At 68.0% G+C, this 20539-nt stretch carries 16 protein-coding genes and 1 tRNA gene; 8 read left to right on the top strand and 9 right to left on the bottom strand.

The features are described 5' to 3' along the window. Nucleotides 1–903 precede the first annotated feature (903 nt). Nucleotides 904–1893, bottom strand: a complete 990-nt coding sequence (locus tag ABD848_RS15600) for a malate dehydrogenase (RefSeq protein ID WP_344972494.1) — start codon at nucleotides 1891–1893, stop codon at nucleotides 904–906. A 396-nt stretch (nucleotides 1894–2289) separates the two neighbouring features. Here ABD848_RS15600 and ABD848_RS15605 point away from each other — a divergent pair. Continuing rightward, nucleotides 2290–2363, top strand: a tRNA-Ile gene (locus ABD848_RS15605). Between the two features lie 305 nt (nucleotides 2364–2668). Next, nucleotides 2669–3520 carry an SAM-dependent methyltransferase gene (locus ABD848_RS15610; RefSeq protein ID WP_344972496.1) on the top strand — a complete coding sequence of 284 codons (852 nt, stop codon included), beginning with the start codon at nucleotides 2669–2671 and terminating at the stop codon, nucleotides 3518–3520. Between the two features lie 116 nt (nucleotides 3521–3636). On the opposite strand, the gene ABD848_RS15615 is transcribed toward ABD848_RS15610, so the two are convergent. Continuing rightward, complete coding sequence (locus ABD848_RS15615; RefSeq protein ID WP_344972498.1) at nucleotides 3637–4725, bottom strand: hypothetical protein; 1089 nt, start codon at nucleotides 4723–4725, stop codon at nucleotides 3637–3639. Nucleotides 4726–5100: 375 nt separating this feature from the next. On the opposite strand from ABD848_RS15615, the gene ABD848_RS15620 reads away from it, so the two are divergent. Next, nucleotides 5101–5889 carry a hypothetical protein gene (locus ABD848_RS15620; protein ID WP_344972500.1) on the top strand — a complete coding sequence of 263 codons (789 nt, stop codon included), beginning with the start codon at nucleotides 5101–5103 and terminating at the stop codon, nucleotides 5887–5889. A gap of 529 nt (nucleotides 5890–6418) precedes the next feature. On the opposite strand, the gene ABD848_RS15625 is transcribed toward ABD848_RS15620, so the two are convergent. From ABD848_RS15625 to ABD848_RS15650, 6 genes are all read right to left on the bottom strand, one after another. Further along, nucleotides 6419–7159, bottom strand: a complete 741-nt coding sequence (locus tag ABD848_RS15625; protein WP_344972502.1) for an ABC transporter ATP-binding protein — start codon at nucleotides 7157–7159, stop codon at nucleotides 6419–6421. A 1-nt stretch (nucleotide 7160) separates the two neighbouring features. After that, nucleotides 7161–8039 carry an ABC transporter permease gene (locus ABD848_RS15630; protein ID WP_344972504.1) on the bottom strand — a complete coding sequence of 293 codons (879 nt, stop codon included), beginning with the start codon at nucleotides 8037–8039 and terminating at the stop codon, nucleotides 7161–7163. Continuing rightward, nucleotides 8036–8899, bottom strand: a complete 864-nt coding sequence (locus tag ABD848_RS15635; RefSeq protein ID WP_344972506.1) for an ABC transporter permease — start codon at nucleotides 8897–8899, stop codon at nucleotides 8036–8038. The genes ABD848_RS15630 and ABD848_RS15635 overlap by 4 nt, the downstream gene beginning before the upstream one ends. A 27-nt stretch (nucleotides 8900–8926) precedes the next feature. Continuing rightward, nucleotides 8927–10027 (bottom strand): twin-arginine translocation signal domain-containing protein, encoded by a 1101-nt coding sequence (locus ABD848_RS15640; protein WP_344972508.1) that lies wholly within the window; start codon nucleotides 10025–10027, stop codon nucleotides 8927–8929. A 265-nt stretch (nucleotides 10028–10292) separates the two neighbouring features. Further along, complete coding sequence (locus tag ABD848_RS15645) at nucleotides 10293–11789, bottom strand: aldehyde dehydrogenase family protein (RefSeq protein ID WP_344972510.1); 1497 nt, start codon at nucleotides 11787–11789, stop codon at nucleotides 10293–10295. A 135-nt stretch (nucleotides 11790–11924) separates the two neighbouring features. Beyond that, on the bottom strand, nucleotides 11925–12275 hold the full coding sequence (locus ABD848_RS15650) for a cupin domain-containing protein (RefSeq protein ID WP_344972512.1): 351 nt from the start codon (nucleotides 12273–12275) through the stop codon (nucleotides 11925–11927). 744 nt (nucleotides 12276–13019) lie between these two features. Here ABD848_RS15650 and ABD848_RS15655 point away from each other — a divergent pair. The 5 genes from ABD848_RS15655 to ABD848_RS15675 all read left to right on the top strand — a co-directional run bounded on the left by ABD848_RS15655 (nucleotide 13020) and on the right by ABD848_RS15675 (nucleotide 19432). Continuing rightward, complete coding sequence (locus ABD848_RS15655) at nucleotides 13020–14051, top strand: tripartite tricarboxylate transporter substrate binding protein (RefSeq protein ID WP_344972514.1); 1032 nt, start codon at nucleotides 13020–13022, stop codon at nucleotides 14049–14051. A 108-nt stretch (nucleotides 14052–14159) separates the two neighbouring features. After that, a complete protein-coding gene (locus ABD848_RS15660) occupies nucleotides 14160–15782 on the top strand; it encodes a tripartite tricarboxylate transporter permease (RefSeq protein WP_344972516.1) in 1623 nt (540 codons plus the stop codon). Then, nucleotides 15779–16258, top strand: a complete 480-nt coding sequence (locus ABD848_RS15665) for a tripartite tricarboxylate transporter TctB family protein (RefSeq protein ID WP_344972518.1) — start codon at nucleotides 15779–15781, stop codon at nucleotides 16256–16258. Before ABD848_RS15660 ends, ABD848_RS15665 begins: the two co-directional genes overlap by 4 nt. 84 nt (nucleotides 16259–16342) lie before the next feature. Further along, the gene (locus ABD848_RS15670; RefSeq protein WP_344972520.1) at nucleotides 16343–17608 is read left to right on the top strand and encodes an MFS transporter; all 1266 of its coding nucleotides are present in this window, start codon (nucleotides 16343–16345) and stop codon (nucleotides 17606–17608) included. A gap of 75 nt (nucleotides 17609–17683) precedes the next feature. Further along, nucleotides 17684–19432 (top strand): thiamine pyrophosphate-binding protein, encoded by a 1749-nt coding sequence (locus ABD848_RS15675; RefSeq protein WP_344972522.1) that lies wholly within the window; start codon nucleotides 17684–17686, stop codon nucleotides 19430–19432. 137 nt (nucleotides 19433–19569) lie between these two features. Here ABD848_RS15675 and ABD848_RS15680 read toward each other — a convergent pair whose 3' ends face one another. Next, complete coding sequence (locus ABD848_RS15680; protein WP_344972524.1) at nucleotides 19570–20301, bottom strand: GntR family transcriptional regulator; 732 nt, start codon at nucleotides 20299–20301, stop codon at nucleotides 19570–19572. Nucleotides 20302–20539: the final 238 nt, after the last annotated feature.

The raw sequence follows: 20539 nt of genomic DNA on the forward strand, positions 1-20539 counted from the left end.
GCGTCCCCCGCGCAACGACTGTCACCTTGGCTTCACCCGGTGGCTGCGTGGATGCCACCGGCCGTGGCACGCGGTTCGCGCCCGCAGCGCGGCAGCTCCTCACCTGCGAGGATGGTCCGGTCCGCTGGCGTCGGCGGGTTCAGGGGGAGACGTAAGCTCCGCAGTATGCGGGGGTGGTCCCCTGTCCGTACGCCCCCAAACTCCCGTGGAACGGTACTCCCCACGCATGCGGGAATGGTTGTGGCGGGCGGTGGGGAAAGCCTCATCGTTCGCTCGTACCTCGATCGCTGCGCGATCTCGGCAGCCTGCGGGGCGCGGGGGCAGGGGCGGCATCAAACGATGCGAGGGCGCGGAGAGTGGGGTGATATCGAGCAATGCGGGGGCGGGGTGAGGTGCCGTGACGCGACGCAGGCAGCCACCGGGGGGAGGAGTATTGCCTATAGCCCAGGACACAGCAACGGGTGACGGCCTCCCCTGGGTGTGGTGCTATCCGTAATTCTGGTGGGTGGGGTGTGGCTGTATATGGTGGTTTTCCTTGGGTGTGGCGCCAGGTTAGGCGCCTCAACGACAGTCGCCCTGTGGCCGGGGTTTCGGGGTGGGACGTCAGGTTGAAGCGCTTGTCTCAGAGGTGTCTCGTGCTCTGGGGGTGTTCAAGCATCCGTCCCAGGGGCACAGCCCACCTCTGAGCTGCCGAGATCGCGCAGCGATCGAAGTACGAGCGACGAAGAACACCACACGTCTCCCTCAACCCAACCCACACCCCGCCTCAGGCTCTGCGCAGGCGGGGAGGGTCCGGCGCAGGCGACACGCCAGCTCGGAGCGAACAGCCGTGCTCCCGCCCATGCGGACGTGGGCCGTGGGGCGCGCACTGGGGACTTCCGGTGCCCGCCCCGGCTGCGACGGCTAGACCAGCCCCAGCTTGGCGATGGCCTCGCGCTCCTCGGAGAGTTCCTTGACCGAGACGTCGATGCGCTCGCGCGAGAACGAGTCGATCTCCAGTCCCTGCACGATCTCCCACTGGCCGCCGCGCGAGACGACGGGGAAGGAGGAGATGAGCCCCTCGGGAACGCCGTAGGAGCCGTCCGACATCACGGCCGCGGAGGTCCAGTCGCCCTCGGGCGTGCCGTTGACCCAGTCGTAGACGTGGTCGATAGCCGCGTTGGCCGCCGAGGCGGCCGAGGATGCGCCGCGGGCCTCGATAATGGCGGCGCCGCGCTTGGCCACGGTCGGGATGAACTCATTCTCCAGCCACGCCTGGTCGTTGACCGCGGCAGCGCCGGTGGTGCCGTTAACCTCGGCGTGGAAGATGTCAGGGTACTGGGTCGCGGAGTGGTTACCCCAGATCGTGAGCTTCTTGATCTCACTGACCTGCACGTTGAGCTTCTTGGCGAGCTGACTGAGCGCCCGGTTGTGGTCCAGGCGCGTCATGGCGGTGAACTGTTCGGCTGGGACATCGGGCGCGTGTGCTTGGGCGATCAGCGCGTTGCTGTTGGCCGGGTTGCCCACGACCAGCACTCGGACGTCGTCGGCAGCACCGGCGTTGATCGCTTCACCCTGGGGCTTGAAGATCCCACCGTTGGCCTCCAGCAGGTCTCCGCGCTCCATGCCCTTGGTGCGCGGACGGGCGCCCACGAGCAGTGCGACGTTGGCGCCGTCGAACGCCTGGCGTGCGTCATCGAACACGTCGACGCTACGCAGCAGCGGAAACGCGCAGTCGTCAAGTTCCATCGCTGTGCCCTCAGCGGCCTGCACCGCCTGGGGGATCTCCAGCAGGCGGAGATTGACCGGCGTGTCCGGGCCGAGCAACTGCCCGGAGGCGATGCGGAACAACAGCGCATAGCCGATCTGGCCGGCGGCGCCGGTAACGGTGACGTTGACGGGTACTTGGGCCATGACCTTCTTCTCCTGACGACGGTGATGCTGCCGGGTGTTTCGGCCCGGCGGCGGCGCGCTGGGTGACCCGTCTCGTTTCGCGACGGACACGAGACGAGCGGCGGCCCGGCCGTCGCTGTCGGTGCCCGAAACGAAACCGCCCGGTCTGCACCCGCGTCGCGGATAACAACCCTAAAACCCTAATCTGTGCGCCCGCTCGCCACCTCAACTGCCCCTGTCCAGCTTGTCGCGTGTGTCCTGAGTCTGGGGAAGGTAGTGTGATCCGCCCGATCCCCCCAGCACGCGGGGGTTCTGGCACGGAGGCGGGGGCTCACCCCCTGTTAAACTGATTCGAGAGTCCGGCCCACAGATGGCCGGAATCGTGCTGTGGGCCGCACCGAGGCCCCACCCCGTTGGGGGCCGGTAGCTCAGATGGTCAGAGCAGCGGACTCATAATCCGTGGGTCGCGGGTTCGAGCCCCGCCCGGCCTACTCCTTGCCACCGGCGGCCCGAGCAGCATTGCCGGATAAAATCTTTCTTACAGGGGCATGGGGTTAGGAAAAGGTTCCCCCTCGCCGAAGAGTTCCAGAGTGGCCCGGCCCTTGCTTCCGGCTTCGTCTCTGGCAGGCGCGCAGCCGCTTCGCTGCGCCGCTCCTCGTTACCGGCCGCGGTCCGGTGGTCGCCGCTGCGTCCCGAAGAGTAAACGTTTTTATATCCGCTCTGTTGTCCCGGTTCGTACATTGATGAGCGAGCACCTAAGATTTTTCATGTTGCCGTGGAGAAAAAGAGGTAGGCGATGAGCAGTTCCGATCGGGACCCTTCCCACGAGGGTGACATTCACCGGTTTCCCCCGGACATTGACATGTCCGTACCGTCCATCGCCCGTACCTACGACGCCATCCTTGGCGGGAAGGACAACTTCGAGCCCGATCGGGCCGCGGCCCGCGTCTTCGCCGACAGTATTCCCAAGGTGCGCGAATGCGCTTGGGAAAACCGCGAAGCCCTCATCCGGGGAGTGCAGTACCTGTCCCGCGTCGCCGGCGTCGACCAGTTCCTCGACATCGGTAGCGGCTTGCCCACCGAGCGCAACACCCACGAGGCCGCTCAAGAGATCAATCCCGAGGCCCGCGTCGTCTATGTCGACAACGACCCGATCGTGCTGGCTCACGGGCGTGCGCTGCTAGCCACGAACAACACCACCAGCGTGGTTACCGCTGACCTGCGTGATCCCCACGCCATCCTGACCGCGCCCGAGGCTAAGCGGATGCTGGACTTCGACCGCCCCATCGCGCTGATGATCGTGGGCATCCTCATGCACATCAGCGACACCGAGGAGCCCAACCGTCTCATCGGTGAGCTGGTCGACGCGCTGCCCTCGGGCAGTTATCTGTTCATCACCTCCTGGCCCGACACCGGCGACCCGGCCCAAAAGTCGCTGGAGCGCGCCGCGGTGCAGACCTTGGGCAACGGCTGGGCGCGCCCCGTCGACGATCTGTTGGCCCACTTCGTTGGGCTGGACCTCGTGCCGCCGGGGTTGCAGTACATCGCCCAGTGGTTCCCCGAGACCCCCGAGGTGCCCGTGCCCGACTTCGAGGACATGGAACCCTTCCAGCGCACCCAGATGGCCGGTATCGCCTACAAGCCCTAAGCTCGCCCGCGTCGAGGCTGGGTAGGGGCGCGTTACCCGTTGGTGCCCCTGGGACGCGGGAGAGCGTGGCAGATCGTGCCCGGCGCGCTCTCTCAGGCACCGGCTGTGGGCCGTGCTCACGTCCGCAGGGCCGCCCACGTGTGCGCTGGCCCCGGATCGTCGGCGCGCTCGGTGGGCAGCACCCGGCCCAAGCGCGCCAGATGGTCCAGGGTGCGGGGCGTCAACCCGTCACCGGCCATGCCCGAACGCAATGCTTCCAGGATCTCGTGGTAGGCCGGGGTCGCCGGGCCGGTGCCGTTGAACTCGCGCCACCACTGCTCGTTGAGGTAGCTGGCTAGGGCGGAGGCCAGCGCGGCGTCGTCGGGCAGGCCCGATAGTGCGCTGACTTTGCCCCGCAGGCCGAGGGTGTCGAGCACGTGTTCCATGATCGCGCGCGAGGTCAGCGCGGGCAGGGTGCGGTTGCTCGCGGTGCTGACCGCATACGAGACAGGGGAGCGGTAACGCGGCGAGCGCCATACCGGAGCTTGGGCGATGTAGCCCAGCGTCGAGCGTAGGCTCGCGCCGCCGGTCAGTTCCACGCCGGAGACGCTGGCCAGGGCGTACATCCCGGTCGTGACCCCCTCGCTGGCGTTGAGTACGCGCAGCAGGTCGCGGTCGGCCAGGCACACGTGCACATCCAGCACGGTGTCGGCGGTGAAGCGTTCGTCCATCAGCAGTTCGCCGTAGAAGTAGCCGTGGCCGTGCGGCCCGCATACGGCGATGTCGGCCCCGGCGATCCTGCCGCTGAGCATGGGAATCCAGGAGTCGACGCCGTTGGGGGGCTCGTAGTTGTAGTTGGCCAGTTTCATCCGCAGCGTCGCGGGGTTGCGGTTGGCGCCGTAGGCCAGGACGGGGAAGCGTTCGGCCAGCCCGGGCAGCCCTAGCCTGGCCAGGGCCGTCTCCAGCGGGATACGCCCCTGCGGGGCGTCGATTTCGTAGTGGCCGCCGGGGCCGTCGCCCACGATCGGCCGTACCGTGTCCTCGCACAGCAGGTAGGGTCCGCTGGGGCATTCCCCCGGGTAGGTCTCGGGGAATGTGCGGGCGGGCTTCCACCGGTCGATGGGGAAGCCGGGGACAGCGGGCGACGGGTCGGGCATTAACGTCTCTTCTCTAGCGGTGGCGATCGCGGCGGGCAGCGCGCATCCCAGGGAAGGGGACGGGGCCACGGTGGAGAAGATACCTTCGCCGTGCTGAGGCCAAAAGGTGTCTGATGCCGCATGAGGGGCGCGGACGGCACGGCACACGACCTAAGCAAACGTGAAAATACCTAGTATTACTTTCGCTTCTAATGGTGCTGGATTCTTGTTTTCACGCTTCGTGTCTCCTTGATTGCATTTCTGGTGAAGGGTGTTGTTCTGAGGCGTGTGAGGGTGGGAAAGATCAACACTCCCCTTCCGTTGCCATTTTCCGTGAAAATGTGTGTCGTTCTCCGTCGCGCGTTCTACCATTAATCAGGCTGTGTCGAGTCACGGCGCCACGGGGCGGGGTGGGCGGCGGGACTGTACTGTTCGCGCACGGGGGGAGGGGAGGGTGGTTGTCTCGTGGATGCTCAGGTCATCGTCGGTATATGTGCGGTCGTGGCGACCATAGTGGGCGCGTTGATCCAGCGCACGTGGAACTGGAACCGCGACCGAGCGCCGCGCCGCTCAGAGTCGTTGGAGTACGGCGCGATTCGCGAGGGATCGGCGTTCAGTGTTCATGATCTGGTTAAGGTCTTGGATCTTCGGGAGAGTCCCAGTCGGGGTGAGGAAACGACCGGCGTCGCACGGCTCACGGATTCCTACCTCATACGGCGCGAATCCAACGACGGCAATGGCGCCATTTTTCTCTACAGCACCAGCGGCGAGCTATCCGGAGAATGCGTAAGCCACCCCACGAAACATCAGTGGGGAGAATACGCTTCCGGCCACATGGCGGTGAACCGGGTGATCGCCGTGGACTTGGAGCACCTCGCCGCGAAGAACATGGTGCGGGTGACCAACGAGATCGTTTTCCGGGGCGCCTACGACAAGCGCCCCCAAGAGACGTTCGAGACCCACATCGAGCGTCCGGTGCGCTCGCTGACTTTCGTGCTCATCTTCGATCCCGCCTACCCCTGCTCCAGCGCCACGGGCGAGGCCAAGCTCGGTCGCGGCCAACCCCGTCAGTTAACGGGTGAGCACCGTCCTCTCGTCACCCAGGAGGGCACGATGCTGTACTGGCGCATCCTGCCCACCAAAGGCAAGTGGCTGCCCACCGAAGCCAACTACATTCTCAAATGGCAGTGGGGCCCCCGAAAGCCGGCTGCCGCCGAAGTCACCCCCAGTTCCAGGGAAGCCGAGGGCTCTTAAAGCGGTAGTGCCCCCCGGGGGTGCTTCTCTGGGTTTGTCACGCCGGGGGTGGGGTGTAGGTGGGTGTGTGTCGGGGGTGGGTGGGGGTGTTCGTCGTTCGCTCGTGCCTCGATCGCTTCGCGATCTCGGCAGCTTTGACGCATCGCTGTTGTGCCGGGTGCTGCTGGTGTGGGGGGTATGCCGGTGGGGTGGCGGCTGAGAACACGCCGGAACCCGCCGAGCCGCCCCGCTCCCGTGTGCCCGGTTGCGGTGGTGGTCTCGTTCCCGTCTGCCCGGTTACGGCGTCGGCCCCAGCCCCCGTCGTGACACCCGTGCCACCTCAGGCACAGCCCGCCCCGGGCTGCTGAGATCGCGCAGCGATCAAGGCACGAGCGAGGAGAAACCCCGCATGCTCTCCCCAGACCGAAGCCACACCCCGCCACATTGCCCCCGGGGGGTCGGTCGGGCGCTGCACACGTGACGGTGCCGCGAGCCGGGGCAGGCTCGCGGCACCGTTGAGAGACACCCGCCGGGCCGGTCGGCCCGTGGGTCAGGTGGCCACCAGGTCGAGTGCCTCGAAGCGGCGCATGATGTCGGCGCGCGCCAGCGCCACCTCGTCGGAGGTAGCGTCGCGGGGGAAGGGCAGGTCCATGGTCACCTCCTCGACCAGGTGCCCGCCCTTGGCGAACATCAAAATCCGGGTGGACAGCTCCACCGCCTCCGTGACGTCGTGCGTGACGAACAGGACGGTCTTCTTGGTGCGGGTCCACAGCTCGTGCAGCTCGCGCCGGAGCGAGCGCCCCGTGATCGCGTCCAGGTGGCTGAACGGCTCATCCATGAGCAACAGGTCGGGCTCGGTCGAAAACGCCCGGGCGATGCCGGCCCGCTGCTGCATACCCCCCGAGAGTTGGGAGGGGTATTGCTTGCCGGTATGGCCCAGCTCCACCATCTCCAGATAGCGCTGGCAGCGTTCGCGTGTCTCCTTGTCCCGCACGTCTTGCACGAACAGCAGGTTGTCCATGACCGTGCGCCACGGCAGCAGCCGCGCGGCCTGGAACACGTAGCCCAGTCGGGCCTGGCGTTCGCCTTCGGTGATCTCCAGCTTGCCCGAGGTCGCCGTCTCGATCCCCGAGAGGATGTTGAGCAGCGTGGACTTGCCGCAGCCGGACGGCCCGATGACGCTGACGAACTCTTGGCCCGACACCTCAAAAGACACGTCGTTGAGGGCCACGACCTTGGAATCGTCGGTGATGAACTCCTTGCGCAGCTTCTCCAGTCGAATGGTTGCCACGTCAGGCTCCTTCCTTCGCCGGTGCTTCGCTGGCAGGTTCGGGGATCTCCCGGCTCGTGGTGGCGCGCCAGCGGAAGACGTAGTTGGACAGGCGACCGAACACGAGCCGTTCGATCAAGATGGCGACCAGGATGAAGAACAGGGCGTAGCCGACGATGCCCTGCGAGCGGTGCGCGTCGTACCAGAACTTGATGACCCAGCCCGCGCCCGAGGTGGAGGCCCACACCTCGGCCAGCACCAGCCCCTTCCAAGCGTTGGCGAAGCCATAGCGCAGAGCGGCGAAGAAGAACGGCATCAGCGACGGGAAGATCACGTGGCGGATCGTGCGCCAGCGCGAGACCCCGTAGGCGGCGCTCATGTCGAGCAGTTCCTTGGGCACGTTGCGCACACCTTCGGCGATGTTGATCACCACGAAGGTGACGGCGGCCAGCGTGACCGTGATCACCGGAGCGAGGTTGCCAAAGCCGAACCACATGCCGGCCACCAGCGCCCACACCAACGAGGGCATGGCCAGCCCGACCACGACGAAGTCGTGGAGGAAGTGCTCGACCGGCTTGTACATCCCCATCGCCAGCCCGATCGGGGTGCCGATAGCAAAGGCGATGGCCAGTCCCACGCCCAGCCGCTCGAAGCTCAGCCCGAACGACATGTACAGCGTCTCCGGTGCCACGGTGACCGCGCGCACCTCGTTCCACATGAACTCCAGCACCTGAGCGGGCGGGGGAATCAGCTCGCTCGGGATGACCAACGTCGCCAACTGCCACGCCACCAGCAGCGAAATCCAGGACATGATCCGGGCGCTGCGGTTGGCCTTGAGCACGTTGACCAGCTTCGCGCCCGAGGAGGGCAGCGCCGGTCGCCGCAGGGTCGTAGCGCTCACTTGGCCACCTCCGGGCGCCATTTGAGGACGCGCTTCATCTGGCGCTGCAACACCACGCGTTCCAGGAACAGCGCGAAAGCGAAGAACAGCAGCACCCAGGCGAGGAAGCCCGTCATGGAGAACGACTGGAACTCGCGGCGCATCATGAACCCGATGCCGGCGGTGCCCACGATCACCTCGGTGAGGGTGGCGATCTTCCAGGCGATGGAGAAGCCGTAGCGCACCGCGGTGAAGAAGAACGGCGCCAGGAACGGGATGAAGACATGGCGCACGATCTGCCAGCGCGACCTGCGGTAGGCCCGGGCCATGCTCACCAGGTCCTCGGGCATCGCCTTGACGCCCTCCACGACGTTGACCGTCACATAGGAGATCGAGGTGATGATCACCGCCACGATCGGCCCCAGTTGCCCCAGGCCGAAGACCATCGCGGTCAGCAGGGCAAACACCAGACCGGGGGTGGTCAGCGTGGCCATGACCCAGTCGCCGAAGAACGACTCCCACCAGCGGCTCCGCCCGATGAGCATGCCCAGAGCCGCGCCGAGCACGTAGGCGACGGTGAACCCGATGGCGATCGTCGACAGCGTGGCGCCGAAGTGGACCCACACCTCGCCGGAGACGATGATGTCGCGCATCTTCTCCAAGATCGCCAGCGGCGGTGGGACGATGAAGTCCGCCACCAGGAAGCTGGAGGCGAACTGCCACAGCCCGAAGAAGAAGACGTAGCCGCTGATGCGCCAGAACCAACGGCTACGCCGCTCGGCCCGCTGTTGTTGCCGCAGTTGCGCGTTGAGTTGCGCCTTCTCGTCGCTCTCTTGAGGCGAGGAGCTGGCGTCTGGCGATTCCACTGCGTTTGTTGCCATACCCACCTCCGCGGGGGTCCGGGGCCGTCAGCCAAGCTCCGGCGGGTCGACCGCCTCGTAGCGGGGAACCGGCGCGTCTTCTTCCATGAATCCGCTGTCCTTCATGAAGTCGTACAGCGACGTTTCGCCCTCGATCCAGTCCTGGTCCAGGTAAACCGTGTCCACGAACCAGTCGTGTTCGCTGAGGTAGTCGTCCATGGCCTGAATGTCGGCCTCTTCCTCCACCGCGAAGTGCTGCGGGAAGTCGCGGATGATCTGGGTGCGGTCGCTCTCCCAGAGCTTGATGCCCTCCTCCCACATGGCCAGGAAGAGGGCAGCCTGCTCCCGGTTGTTCTCGAACCACTCCTCGGTGGCGGTGAACATGTTGCCCATGACGCCCCGGTGCTCGGAGCCGCGGACTTCGCCGTAGATCTGGTAAGGCAGCTTGTTGTCGTAGAGCACCCGGAGCCGGTCTTGGCGCAGCAGGCTGATCGCGGCTTCGGGAATGACCAGGGCGGCCTCGATGTCGCCGCGATCGACGTGCTCGGCCATGACGAAGTGGTCCTCGACCACCAGTTCGTAGTCCCCACTGCCGACCTGGAAGTCCAGGTCGTGGAGCTCGCGGGCGAACATGCCCCACACCAGCGTCGACGACACCGCGCTGGGCACGCCGATGCGTGAACCCTTGGGGATGTCGGCCAGCGTCTGGTAGGGCTTGTCGGTCTTGACGATGGGGGTGATGCGCAGCAGGTTGTACTTGCCGAAGGTGACCGTCTTGATGCCGGTCTCCTCTTCCAGCAGCGGCAGCTCGTAGCTGGCCGTGGAGACGATGTCGCCGTGACCGCCGGCGAAGTAGGCGAACTCGTCCCACGTTGAGGAAGTCTCGATGACCAGGCCGTGCTCTTTTTCGAACTTCTCCTGCACGCCCTGCTGCAACATGTAGTCCCATACCGGGTCCGGGGCGAAGGAGAAGCGCACCGGGGCCAGCGAACCGCCGCCTCCGCTGCTCTGTCCCTGGCCGCTGAGCATGCACGAGCTGAGGCTGGGCGCCAGCGCCACGGCGGCGCCGCCGATCGCGGCGCTGCGCAGGAAGTCCCGCCGTCCCAGCGCGGTCGAGCCGGTGCCCCCACGGGATGATCTGTTCCTCATGTCAGTTCGCCCCTTTCAGGCGCCCCGGCCGCCAGACAGGGACGATAAAATTGATAAAATAAAATATAGGTTGGCTATTGGGTCGTTGGGCTTTCAACGACATCTCCCTTTAGCTGGCTGGTCACAGCCACGTCGGTGGTTGCCCGACCGAGAGCGGCGGTGGGGCGGAAAGCGCGGTTGCCAATGCGTCTGATCCGCTTCCACCGCTCAGCTCAACGGCGATCAGGTGGCACAGGTGGCGGAATCTGGACCGAAGAGTCGTTGCTCAGGAGTAGCGCAGCTCGTCGGCTGTACCGAACCAGTCGAACGACTCGTCACTGGTGTTGACGATGGTGCTCTTCGGGCGGGTGTAGGAGTGGTAGGCCGCGATACCGTTCTCGCGGTCCATCCCACTGTCTTTGACCCCACCCCAGGGCGAGGCGGGGTCGATGCGGTGGTGGTCGTTGACCCACACGATCCCCGCGTCGATCCGGTCGGCCACGCGGTGGGCGCGGCCCAGGTGCCGGGTCCACACTGAGGCGGCCAGACCGAACGGGGTGTCGTTGGCCAGGCGCACGGCCTCGGCTTCGTCGTCGAAAGCGGTGACCACGGTGACGGGGCCGAAGATCTCTTCGTGCCACACCGTCATGTCGGGGGTGACATCGGCCAGGACGGTCGGGGGGTAGTAGTGGCCGCGGTCCAACGGCGGGTCGTCACAGGGACGGCCGCCGCACAGCACCGTGGCTCCCTCTTCCTGGGCGCGCGCCACGGCCGCGGCGACACGCTCGAGTTGCTCTCGGGAGGACAACGGGCCGACCTGGGTGTCGGCGCTCATCGGCTCGCCTACGCGCAGCCCGGCGGCGCGTTCGACGAAGGCGTCGGTCACCCGCTGGTAGGCCGAACGCTGGACGAGCAGCCTCGCCCCCTGCACACACGTCTGCCCTGTGGCGATGAAGGCGGCGAACGCGGCGGCAGCCGCCGCCCGCTCGGTGTCGACGTCGTCGAACACCACCACGGGTGCCTTCCCGCCGAGTTCGGCGGTGACCGGGGTCAGGTTCTGTCCCGCCGCGGCCGCCACCCGCCGGCCCGTGACCGTTCCGCCGGTGAAGTCCACCCGGGCAAGGCCAGGATGTTCGCCCAGCGCTTTGCCCGCCGTGGCGCCCCAGCCGGGAACGACGTTGACCACTCCCGGTGGCACCCCCGCCTCCTCGCAGATCGCGGCGAGTTCGAGTGGAGCCAGGGGAGCGTACTCCGAGGGTTTGACGACGACGCTGTTACCGGCGGCGATGGCCGCCGACAGCTTCTTCGTGGTGATCAACAACGGGTGGTTCCACGGGGTCACCAACCCCGCGACACCGATGGGCACCCGCTGCACGTAGTTGAGGTGCTGGCCCCCGAAGTCGGGGATGGTGCCTTCGACCGTCTGGGCCAGGGACCCAAAGTATTCGAACCATTCGGGAACGCGGGCCAGTTGGGCCCGCATCTCCCGCAGGGGTCGGCCGATCTGGCGCGTCTCCAGCTCGGCGAGTTCTTCGATGCGCTCGCTTAGAAGCTGGGCTACCCGCTGGAGGGTGCGCGCACGGTCGCGCCCGCGCAGCCGTGACCACCGGCCGTCGGCGACCGCTTGGCTGGCCGCCGCCACCGCGGCGGCGACGTCTTCGGAGGTCGCGGCTGCGACCTCGCACATGACGCTGCCATCGGCTGGATTCTCCACCGAAAACGTGGCGTGGTCGCTGGCGACCCTGTCTTTCCCGTCGATGTGGAGCCGGTAGAAGTTCTCCATGCGAGGGTGCCTTTCCGTCGTGAGCCGCCTGGCCGGATTGCCGGTGCCGGCCCCGCGCTCGCACGCCGGTGCGTGCGAGCGCGGGGCCGTCGTTACAGGGGCGATCGACAGCGTCTCGGTTTTCGCTCGCTTACGTCAGGTGAGGTTGCCCGTCGCCTCGTAATTGGGGTCGACGAGATTCTTGAAGGACAGTGCGACCGTGTCCTCCTTGGCCATGACGGAGTGGGGCGCGTTGGACGGATGGAAGCTTCCCTCGCCGGGGTGCACCTCGTAGGTCTCACCGTCGACCGTCACCTCCAGGCAGCCTTCAAGGATGTAGAAGACCTGCTCTTCGGGGTGGTGATGGGTGGCGGCGCCGTGGCCTTTCTGGAAACGGATCTTGGTGATCTCGATCTTGTCGCTGCGCAGCACCTGTCCCTGGCCAGTGGAGTAGTGACTGGCCACCATGTTGCCGGCGTCCTTTTCCGGGAAGCTGATATGGCTCATTGCCTTCTCTCAGGGGTGATCGCATCCGAGATGACACTGTCTGTGGGTGACCGCCGGCGGCGAGCCGCGAAGCGATCGACCTGGCCCGTGCCGCTGTGCGGGCATCGGGGGCGTCTGTTGTTTCCGGACCGGGTGAAGCGCGTGGCTCCTGTGATCGTTACGACGCGCACTGGAGACCTCGGTCACATAGGACTATATATGATGCTTAATGCATTGTGAAGGTGTTGTCCGTCCATCACATCCGCGACCGCGCCGTCTCGGCCTGGGGTGGCCGATACGGCGAACCCCTCGCGGGCGCGCCCGCGAGGGGTTCGCGGGAAGAGCAACCTTTTCCCACGTCACGAGCTTATGTGCCCTGTCGAGGCCATGGTGGGGAGCAGATATGAGTCCGACCGGGGTCCGGAGCGGGACGGGCGCGGCCGGCGGCCGTCGTGGCGGGGTGTGACCGGCTCGTCGCGCCCACACGCTGCCGATCCTGCCGGGGCACTACGCCGTCGTTGCGTTCCTGGGCTGGCGAATGGGCCGGCACAGGGGAGGAAACAGCGGGCCGACGTGCGCGCTCGCGGTCTGCTCGCCGGCGGCGGCTCGACCGCACCCTCACCCGCAGCATCGCTGAAATGCTCTTGACATCTTATAGTTTGCACTACATAGTCGCTGTACTGATCACCGTTTCCGGTCTCAGCTCCTGTGAGTAACGCACGGCACTGTTTTCCGCCACGCAATTGGCCATGAGGAGGAGTGCCAATGCATAAAACGAGAGTGCTCGTGCGCCGCGGAGTGGGGCTCTGGTGCGCCGCACTGTCCCTCACCCTGGTCGCCGCCTGCGGTTCCACCGAGGGTGGAGCCCAAGACGGCGGCGCCACCGAGGGCGGCGGCGACAACAGCAATTACCCCGAACGCTCCATCACCTGGATCGTCGCCTTCGATCCCGGCGGCGGCTCCGACACCGAGTTCCGCCGGCTCCAACCCCACCTGGAGGAGGCGCTGGGCGTCTCCGTCGAGGTCGAGTACCGCCCCGGAGCCGACGGCGGCGTGGGCTGGTCGGAGCTGGTCAACGCCGAACCCGACGGCTACACTATCGGCGGCATCGTCACCCCCCATATCGTGCTGCAACCGATGGTCCAGGGGGAGGGCAGTTTCAGCACCGACGGCTTCGGCTTCGTCAGCGCCAACGTCCAAGCCCCCCAAGCACTGATCGTCAGCGCCGAGGACCCCGCCTACGAGGACTTCGAGGACTTCGCCGCCGACGTCGAAGACAACCCCGGCGAGGTCAGCGTCGGCGCCTCGGCCCGCCTCAACCTCAGCCACATCATCGCCACCGAGCTGGCCCAGGAAGGGTTGGAGACCAACTACGTCTCGACCGGCGAAGGCTCGACCTCCGTGGTCACCGGGGTGGCCGGGGGCCACTTCCCCGTGGGCATGCTCGGCGCCAACCACGCCGTCGGCAGCGACGAGGTCCGCGCCATCGCGGTCAGCAGCGACGACCGCTTCGAGGCACTGCCCGACGTGCCCACCTTCAAGGAACTCGGCATCGACGTGGTCGGCATGACCTCGTGGGGCGTGGCCACACCCAAGGACACCCCCATGGAGATCCGCCAGACACTGGCCGACGCCATCCTCGCGGCACTGGACAAGGAAGAGGTCCAAGAGTCGGTCGCGGCCGAGGGGCAGCAGGTCCTGGGCTATGGCCCTGAGGAGACCAAGGAGTTCGTCTCCGGCATCTCCGGCCAGTACGAGGAGATCGTGGCCCTCATCGAAGAGCAAGAGGGGGAGTAGGCACCCGCGCGCTCCCCGCCGCCTCCCCGAGGCTCGGCGACCCCGTGGCCTCGGGGACAGGCGGGGACCGCGCGCCGGCTGCCGCCTTCCTCCGGAAGGAGCACTCAGATGATCGAAGGGCTTTTGGCCAGCCTCCAGCCGATGCACCTGCTGTACCTGCTCGGTGGGGTGCTCGGCGGGGTGCTGGTGGGGTGTCTGCCCGGCCTGACCGCCACGATGGGTACCGCGCTGCTGGTTCCCTTCACCTTCGTGATGGAACCCACCGCCGGCCTCGTCATGCTCGGCGGCCTCTACATCGGCGCGATGTACGGCGACGCCATCCCGGCCTGCCTGGTCAACATCCCCGGAACCCCCAGCTCGCTGGCGACCAGTTTCGACGGGTTCCCCATGACCGAAAAAGGTCAGGGCCGCCGCGCCCTGATCGCCGCCTGCTTCAGCTCCGCGGTGGGCGCCGTAGTCGGCGGCGTGGCCCTGCTGCTGCTGTCTCCGCCGCTGGCCGCGCTCTCCCTACAGTTCGGCCCACCGGAGTTCTTCTGGCTGGGCATCCTCGCGTTGACCATCATGGGCTCGATCGTGGGCAAATCGTTCCTGCGCGGCATCGGCGCCGGGATGTTCGGTCTGCTGTTGAGCACGATCGGTGTCGCCGTCTCCGGGGGCGAGACCCGCTTCACCTTCGACCAGTACCAGCTCATGGGCGGCATCAGCCTGCCGGTGGTACTGATCGGCCTGTTCGCCATCCCCCAGCTCATCAAGCTCATCGAGGGCCGACGCACCAAGAGCAGCATCGGCACCCTCGATCGTGAAAAGGGTGTGCTGCGCAAGACCCTGCCGCGGGCGGCCAACCCGGTCAACCTGGCCCGTTCCAGCGTGCTGGGCACAGTGATCGGTATCCTGCCCGGCGCCGGCTCGCCCATCGCGGCCCTGATCTCCTACAACGAGGCCAAGCGCTGGTCGCGTAACAAGCGGCAGTTCGGCAAGGGAGCGATTGAGGGCGTGGTCGCCTCCGAGACGGCCAACAACGCCGCCGCTCCCGCCTCCATGGTCCCGACCCTGACCCTGGGAGTGCCCGGCTCCTCGCCCAGCGCGGTCATCCTGGGCGCCCTGCTGCTGCACGGCCTGCGGCCGGGCGGGGAACTGTTCCAGACCAACCCCGACATCGTCTACGCCTTCATCTGGGCGATGATCATCGGCGGGCTTTTGGTTTTCGTCGTGGGCGTGCTCTTCTCGCCGCTGCTGGTCTCGGTGGTGGCCGTGCCCGTCCAGATTCTCGTGCCCGCCATCGCCGGACTGGCCGTCGTGGGCTCGTTCGCGATCCGCAACAACATCTTCGACGTCTACCTGATGTTCATCATCGGCGTGGCCGGCTACCTGCTCACCAAGGTCGGCGTGCCGGTGGCGCCGGTGGCGCTGGGCATCATCCTGGGGCCGATCGTGGAGTCGGGGCTGGACACCGCGCTGTCGATGGCCCAGGGCTCTTCCTACATGGAGGTCTTCGTGCTGCGTCCCATCTCCGCCGGACTCATCCTGCTGACGGTGGCCTCGATCGTGTGGACGGTGCTGTCGCGGCGGGCCGAGCGCCGCAGGCAGCTCGCCGGCGAGGACGACCCCGACGAACCCGAGGACCCTGCCGACACCGGCGAGGAGCCGGACGTCCCGGAACCGCCGCGCGGTGAACCCACCGGCCAGGCCACCGTCGAGGAGACCGACCAGAGCGAGGTGAGGTCGCGGTGACCACCCAGACCGACCAGACCAGCCCGATTGAGGGCGTGCTCAACTACAACCTCTTCTCGGGGCTAGCGTTCTTCCTGCTGGGGGCGGGGGCGCTCCAGGCCGGCGGCAGTTGGGGCGAGCGCGCCTGGCTCTTTCCCAACGTGCTCAGCACCGGCCTCATCGTCGTCGGCGCGGTGCTGGTCGTATCCGCGCTGCTCAAACGCGGTCGCCAGCGGATGTTCCCCTCGTGGGGCGCCGCCGTCGACGCGGCATGGTTCATCGCCGCCGTCGTGGGCTACTTCGTCATCCTCGGCGGCCTGGGCTACCTGGTGGCCACCATCACCTTCATGTTCGCGGTGTCGCTGGTGCTGGGCGGGCGGCCCACCCTGCTGTCCCTGGCGATCAAGCTGCTGTCCAGCGCAGCCGGTGCGATGGCGCTCTACGCGCTGTTCGCGCTGCTGCTCAACGTGCCGCTTCCTGAAGGCACGTGGCTGTGACCACCGCACAGTGCCTCGGGGTCGACCGGCGACGGCCCCGAGGCGCATCCAACGGGGGCGATCGCCGGATAGGAAGGGCGAGCAGTGGCAGCGAACCGATGGCGTGTGGCCGGCTACCTCGCGGGGCTGATGACCCTGCAAGCGGCCGTGTTCACCACCTTGGGGGCACTCGCGCCGTTCATCCGCACCAGCCTGGACATCTCCACCTCGGCCATGGGCGTCATCGGCGCCGCGCCCTACATCGGCACCGGCTTAGCAGCGGCCTGGCTAGGTACCTGGGTCGACGCGGGACGGCCGGCACGGGTCATCGCGGTCACCACGGCCGGGATGGCGACGGCGCTGGCCGCGGTCGCCGCCTCCCTCAACGTCGCCATGCTCATGGCCGGCTTCCTGCTGGCCGGGGTGGCGCGCAGCGCCGTCCCACCGCTGACCGACCGGCTGGGCTACGAACTGTGCCCGGTGGACTCGCGCGGCCTGGTCTTCGGCATCAAGCAGATGGGCACCCCGGCCGGCGCCGGCCTGGTCAGCCTCACCCTGCCCACCATCGCCGCCTCGTCGGCCGGCTGGCGCGGCGCCATCGCCTGCCTGGCCGTGGTCGTGGTGCTGGTCGGACTCCCGCTGAGCCGCACCGTGCCCAGCGCCCGCCCTACCCCGACCGGCCCGCCCCAGGACACCCCCGAGGAGCCCGCCCCGGCCCACGGCGACGACTCGCCACAGCCGCCGCCCCACCGGCCGGCCACCGCCTCGGCGCGGATGCTGGCCACCGTGCGCCCGTTGGCGCCCGTCATGACCTTCAGCTTCGGCATGGGCGTGTTCATCTCCGCCACGATGACCTTCCTGACGCTGTTCTTCGTCGACACCGTGGGCCTGGACCCGGTCACCGCCGGAGCGTGGTTCGCCCTGTTCAGCGTCGGCGGAGCCATCGGCCGTATCGCCTGGGGGTGGGCCAGCGACGCCCTATGGTCGGGTCGGCGCGGCTACCCCCTGGTGGCCTGCGCGCTGACCGGCGGCACCGTGGCTATCTGCCTGGGAGCAATCCCCGACCTGCTGATCGGTGTGCTAGGGCCGCTGACGGCGCTGCTGTTTGGCCTGGTCGCCCAAGGCTGGGTAGGGCTGAGCCGCGCGTTCGGCGCCGAAACCCTTGGCCGGGGACGGGCCGGCCGCGCCGGCGGGGTCCTGCTCAGCTCCATGATGGCCGGCGGACTCTTCGGCCCGGTCCTCTTCGGCGCCGCTGTCGGGGTCACCGGCGGCTATGGCCCCTCCTGGATCGCTATGGGCACCATCGCCCTCCTCACCGCCGCCATGGTGCTGCCCAGCGCCGTGCGCGAACGATCCCCCCGCACGTACTGACCCCCGGCCGATCACCAACCCCGTCGCGTGCGCACCGCGGGCGCCCCACGGGGATCTCATCTCCAAGGAGGACAGATGCACCCACCCCAGACCGGCCCGGATCGGCAGGTCACCGTCGCCGACGCACTGGTCGCGCTCCTGGCTCGCGGCGGTGTCCGCGACGTCTTCGGCGTGGCCGGCAGCACCATCATGCCGCTGCTCGACGGTATCGCCGCCAACGGCCACATCCGCTACGTCGGCGCCCGCCACGAGCAAAGCGCCGCCGACATGGCCTCGGGGTACGCGCGTACCTCGGGGCGGCTGGGGGTTGTGCTCACCCACGTCGGCCCCGGCGCCACGAGCTGTGTCACCTCCATCGTGGGCGCGGCCCGCGACGGCGTGCCCATGCTGCTCATCACCGGTAACGAGGAGAGCGAGACGCTGGTCCGCGAGCCCTACCACGACTGGGACATCATGGGCGCGATGGGGGCGGTCACCAACTTCTCCTACCGCATCACCCGCGTCGACCAGGTTCCCCACGTGCTGCGCCGCGCCCTGGGCCAGGCCATGCGCGGCGCCGCCCAGCCGGTCCACATCGACCTGCCCGAAGACATCGCTTTGGCCACCATCCCCGCCGAACAGGCGCGCCAGTGGCACGACGACGCCGGCCCCATCCTCGACGACATCGCCGCCTGCGGTACGGCTCCGGCCACCCGCATCGCGCCCAACGCGCGCGCAGTGGCCGGCATCGCCGACATGCTCGCCGAGGCCACCGCTCCCGTGCTGCTCATCGGCGAGGCCGCCTTCCCCGGCAGTGACCCCGACGCGATCGTGCGCCGCTGCGTCGACCTGGGGGTGCCCTATGCAGCCACGTTCGGCGCCCATGGCGGGATCGGTGAGCGTCCCGGCTACGTGGGCACGATCGGACGCTTCGGCTCCCGCTCCACCACCGCTTTCGTCGCCGAAGCCGACTGCGTCGTCGCGCTGGGGGCCGAGCTGTCCGACATCGACACGGTGCGCTGGTCGCTGCCCAAGGCCGGCAGCCGGCTGGCCCTGGTCCACCCCGATACGCGCAAGGTCGACCTGCGCTTGCCCGCCGACATCGGGGTGATCGCCGACGCCGAGGAGTTCCTCGACCAGCTCACCGCTGAGCTTGCCGACCGCGAGACCCGGTGGCCGCCGCAGTGGCTGGATCGGGCCGCCGCGGTCGACCTCTATGACGGCCCCGCCGGCGACACCATGGCCGGCGACATCGAGAATGCACCGCTGGATGCCCGCCTGGTGGGACAGATCGTCCAGGCCGCCCCCGCCTCCTGGGCGGTGGCCATCGACCCCGGCTTCGGCCCGCTCACCCTGACCGCGCCCGCCCGGCTGGGCACGAGCCGGTTCCTCTACCCCTACGGCTTCGGCTACATGGGCTTCGCGGTCCCCAACGCCATCGGCGCCGTCATCTCCGGCGAGGTCGACGGGGCCGTGGCGGTGCTGGGCGACGGCTCGTTTTTCATGTCGATGGCCGCGGTGGAGTCGGTGGCCGCGCTGGAGGTGCCGGTGGTCGTCATCGTCCTCGACGACGGCGGCTTCGGCTCGCAGCGCAAGAAGCAGCGCGAAGCCTACGGCGGGCGCAACGTCGGCGTGGACTACGACAACCCCAACATCGCCGCGATCGGCACGGCGTTGGGGCTGGAGAGCCGCTGGGTCACCTCTGCCGTCGAGATCGAGAGCTTCTGCCGGACGCTGCCGCAGCGCCGCCGCGGCGCGCTGCTGGCCGTGGCGCGCGGCAAGGAGCAGAGCGGGAGCTGGTACGAGGGCAGCGTGCGCCCGCTGGCCCGGGCGAGCGGGCAATGACGGCGACCCTGCGGTGGGCGCGGCGCTACGGTGCGCGCCCACCCCGCCCACAGCGGGGCGCAGGTGCGCCACAGCGCGCTCGCGGGCGGGCCCGCGCGGGCGAGGCCACCTCGCCTCGGGGCGGGGGTGAGGGGCGGCTACTGCTGGGCGAGCGCGCTCAGCGGGAGCGGGCCGCGCTCCTCAGCCTCGCTGCTCCGGCCGCCCTTGCTGCTTTCCAGGCTGCCCGAGGACAGGATCGTGCCCAGCGTGCCGTCGAGGTGCTTGACCAGCACGCTGGCCGCCTTCTCGCCGTCGCGGCGCTGCAACGCCTCCAGCAGCGCCCAGTGCTCCCGGTTGCCCGAGGCCATGCGCTGGGGCTCGATCTTGAGCGAGTGGGCCACGTAGATGGCGGCGATGTCTTGCACGCTCTTGAGCAGCGACTGGAACCGGGGGGAGCTGGCGGCGCGCTCCAGCAGCGAGTGGAATTCCCAGTTGAGCTCCACCCACGCCGCGGGGTCCTCCTCGCGGTCCATGCGCTGCTGCAACGCGGTGGCCTCGCGCAGTTGCTCCTCGGTGATGCGTTGGGCGGCCTTGCGGATGGCCAGCGGCTCCAGCGCCTTGCGGATCTCGTAGATCTCCACCAGTTCGCTGGCGTCGAGCTCGTGGATGATCGCGCCGCGGTGGGGGTCGAAGACGATCAGCCCGTCGCTGGCCAGATCGCGCAGCGCCTCGCGCACCGGGGTGGTGCTGACCTTGAGCTGTTCGGCGATGTCAGCTTGGACGAGGCGCGTCCCGCCGGTGAAGGCGCCCCCGATGATGGCGCGACGGAGCGTGTCGCGGACGAACTCGTGTGCCGTCCGCCGCTCTTCCGCGAATTCGAGCAGGTTCACCTTCTCCCCCGCAATCTTCCGGTTACAGAACCGACCAGCAATAGAACTAATTGCAATATACATGACGCGGCTCGCCGTATGGGGGAGGAGTGGGAGCGCTCACACCCGGCGTGTCTGCGGCGGGGCCGCTGTGCTGCCCCAAGTCGAGGCCGTGTGGTGTGCCGCCGTTTTCCGTGGTTTCAGGCGATTTTCGGTTCGCGTTCGACCGGGGAGCCGCGCCGGAGCGCGCATGCAACGG

This window comes from Salinactinospora qingdaonensis (genome assembly GCF_039539445.1).
GTDB lineage: Bacteria > Actinomycetota > Actinomycetes > Streptosporangiales > Streptosporangiaceae > Salinactinospora > Salinactinospora qingdaonensis.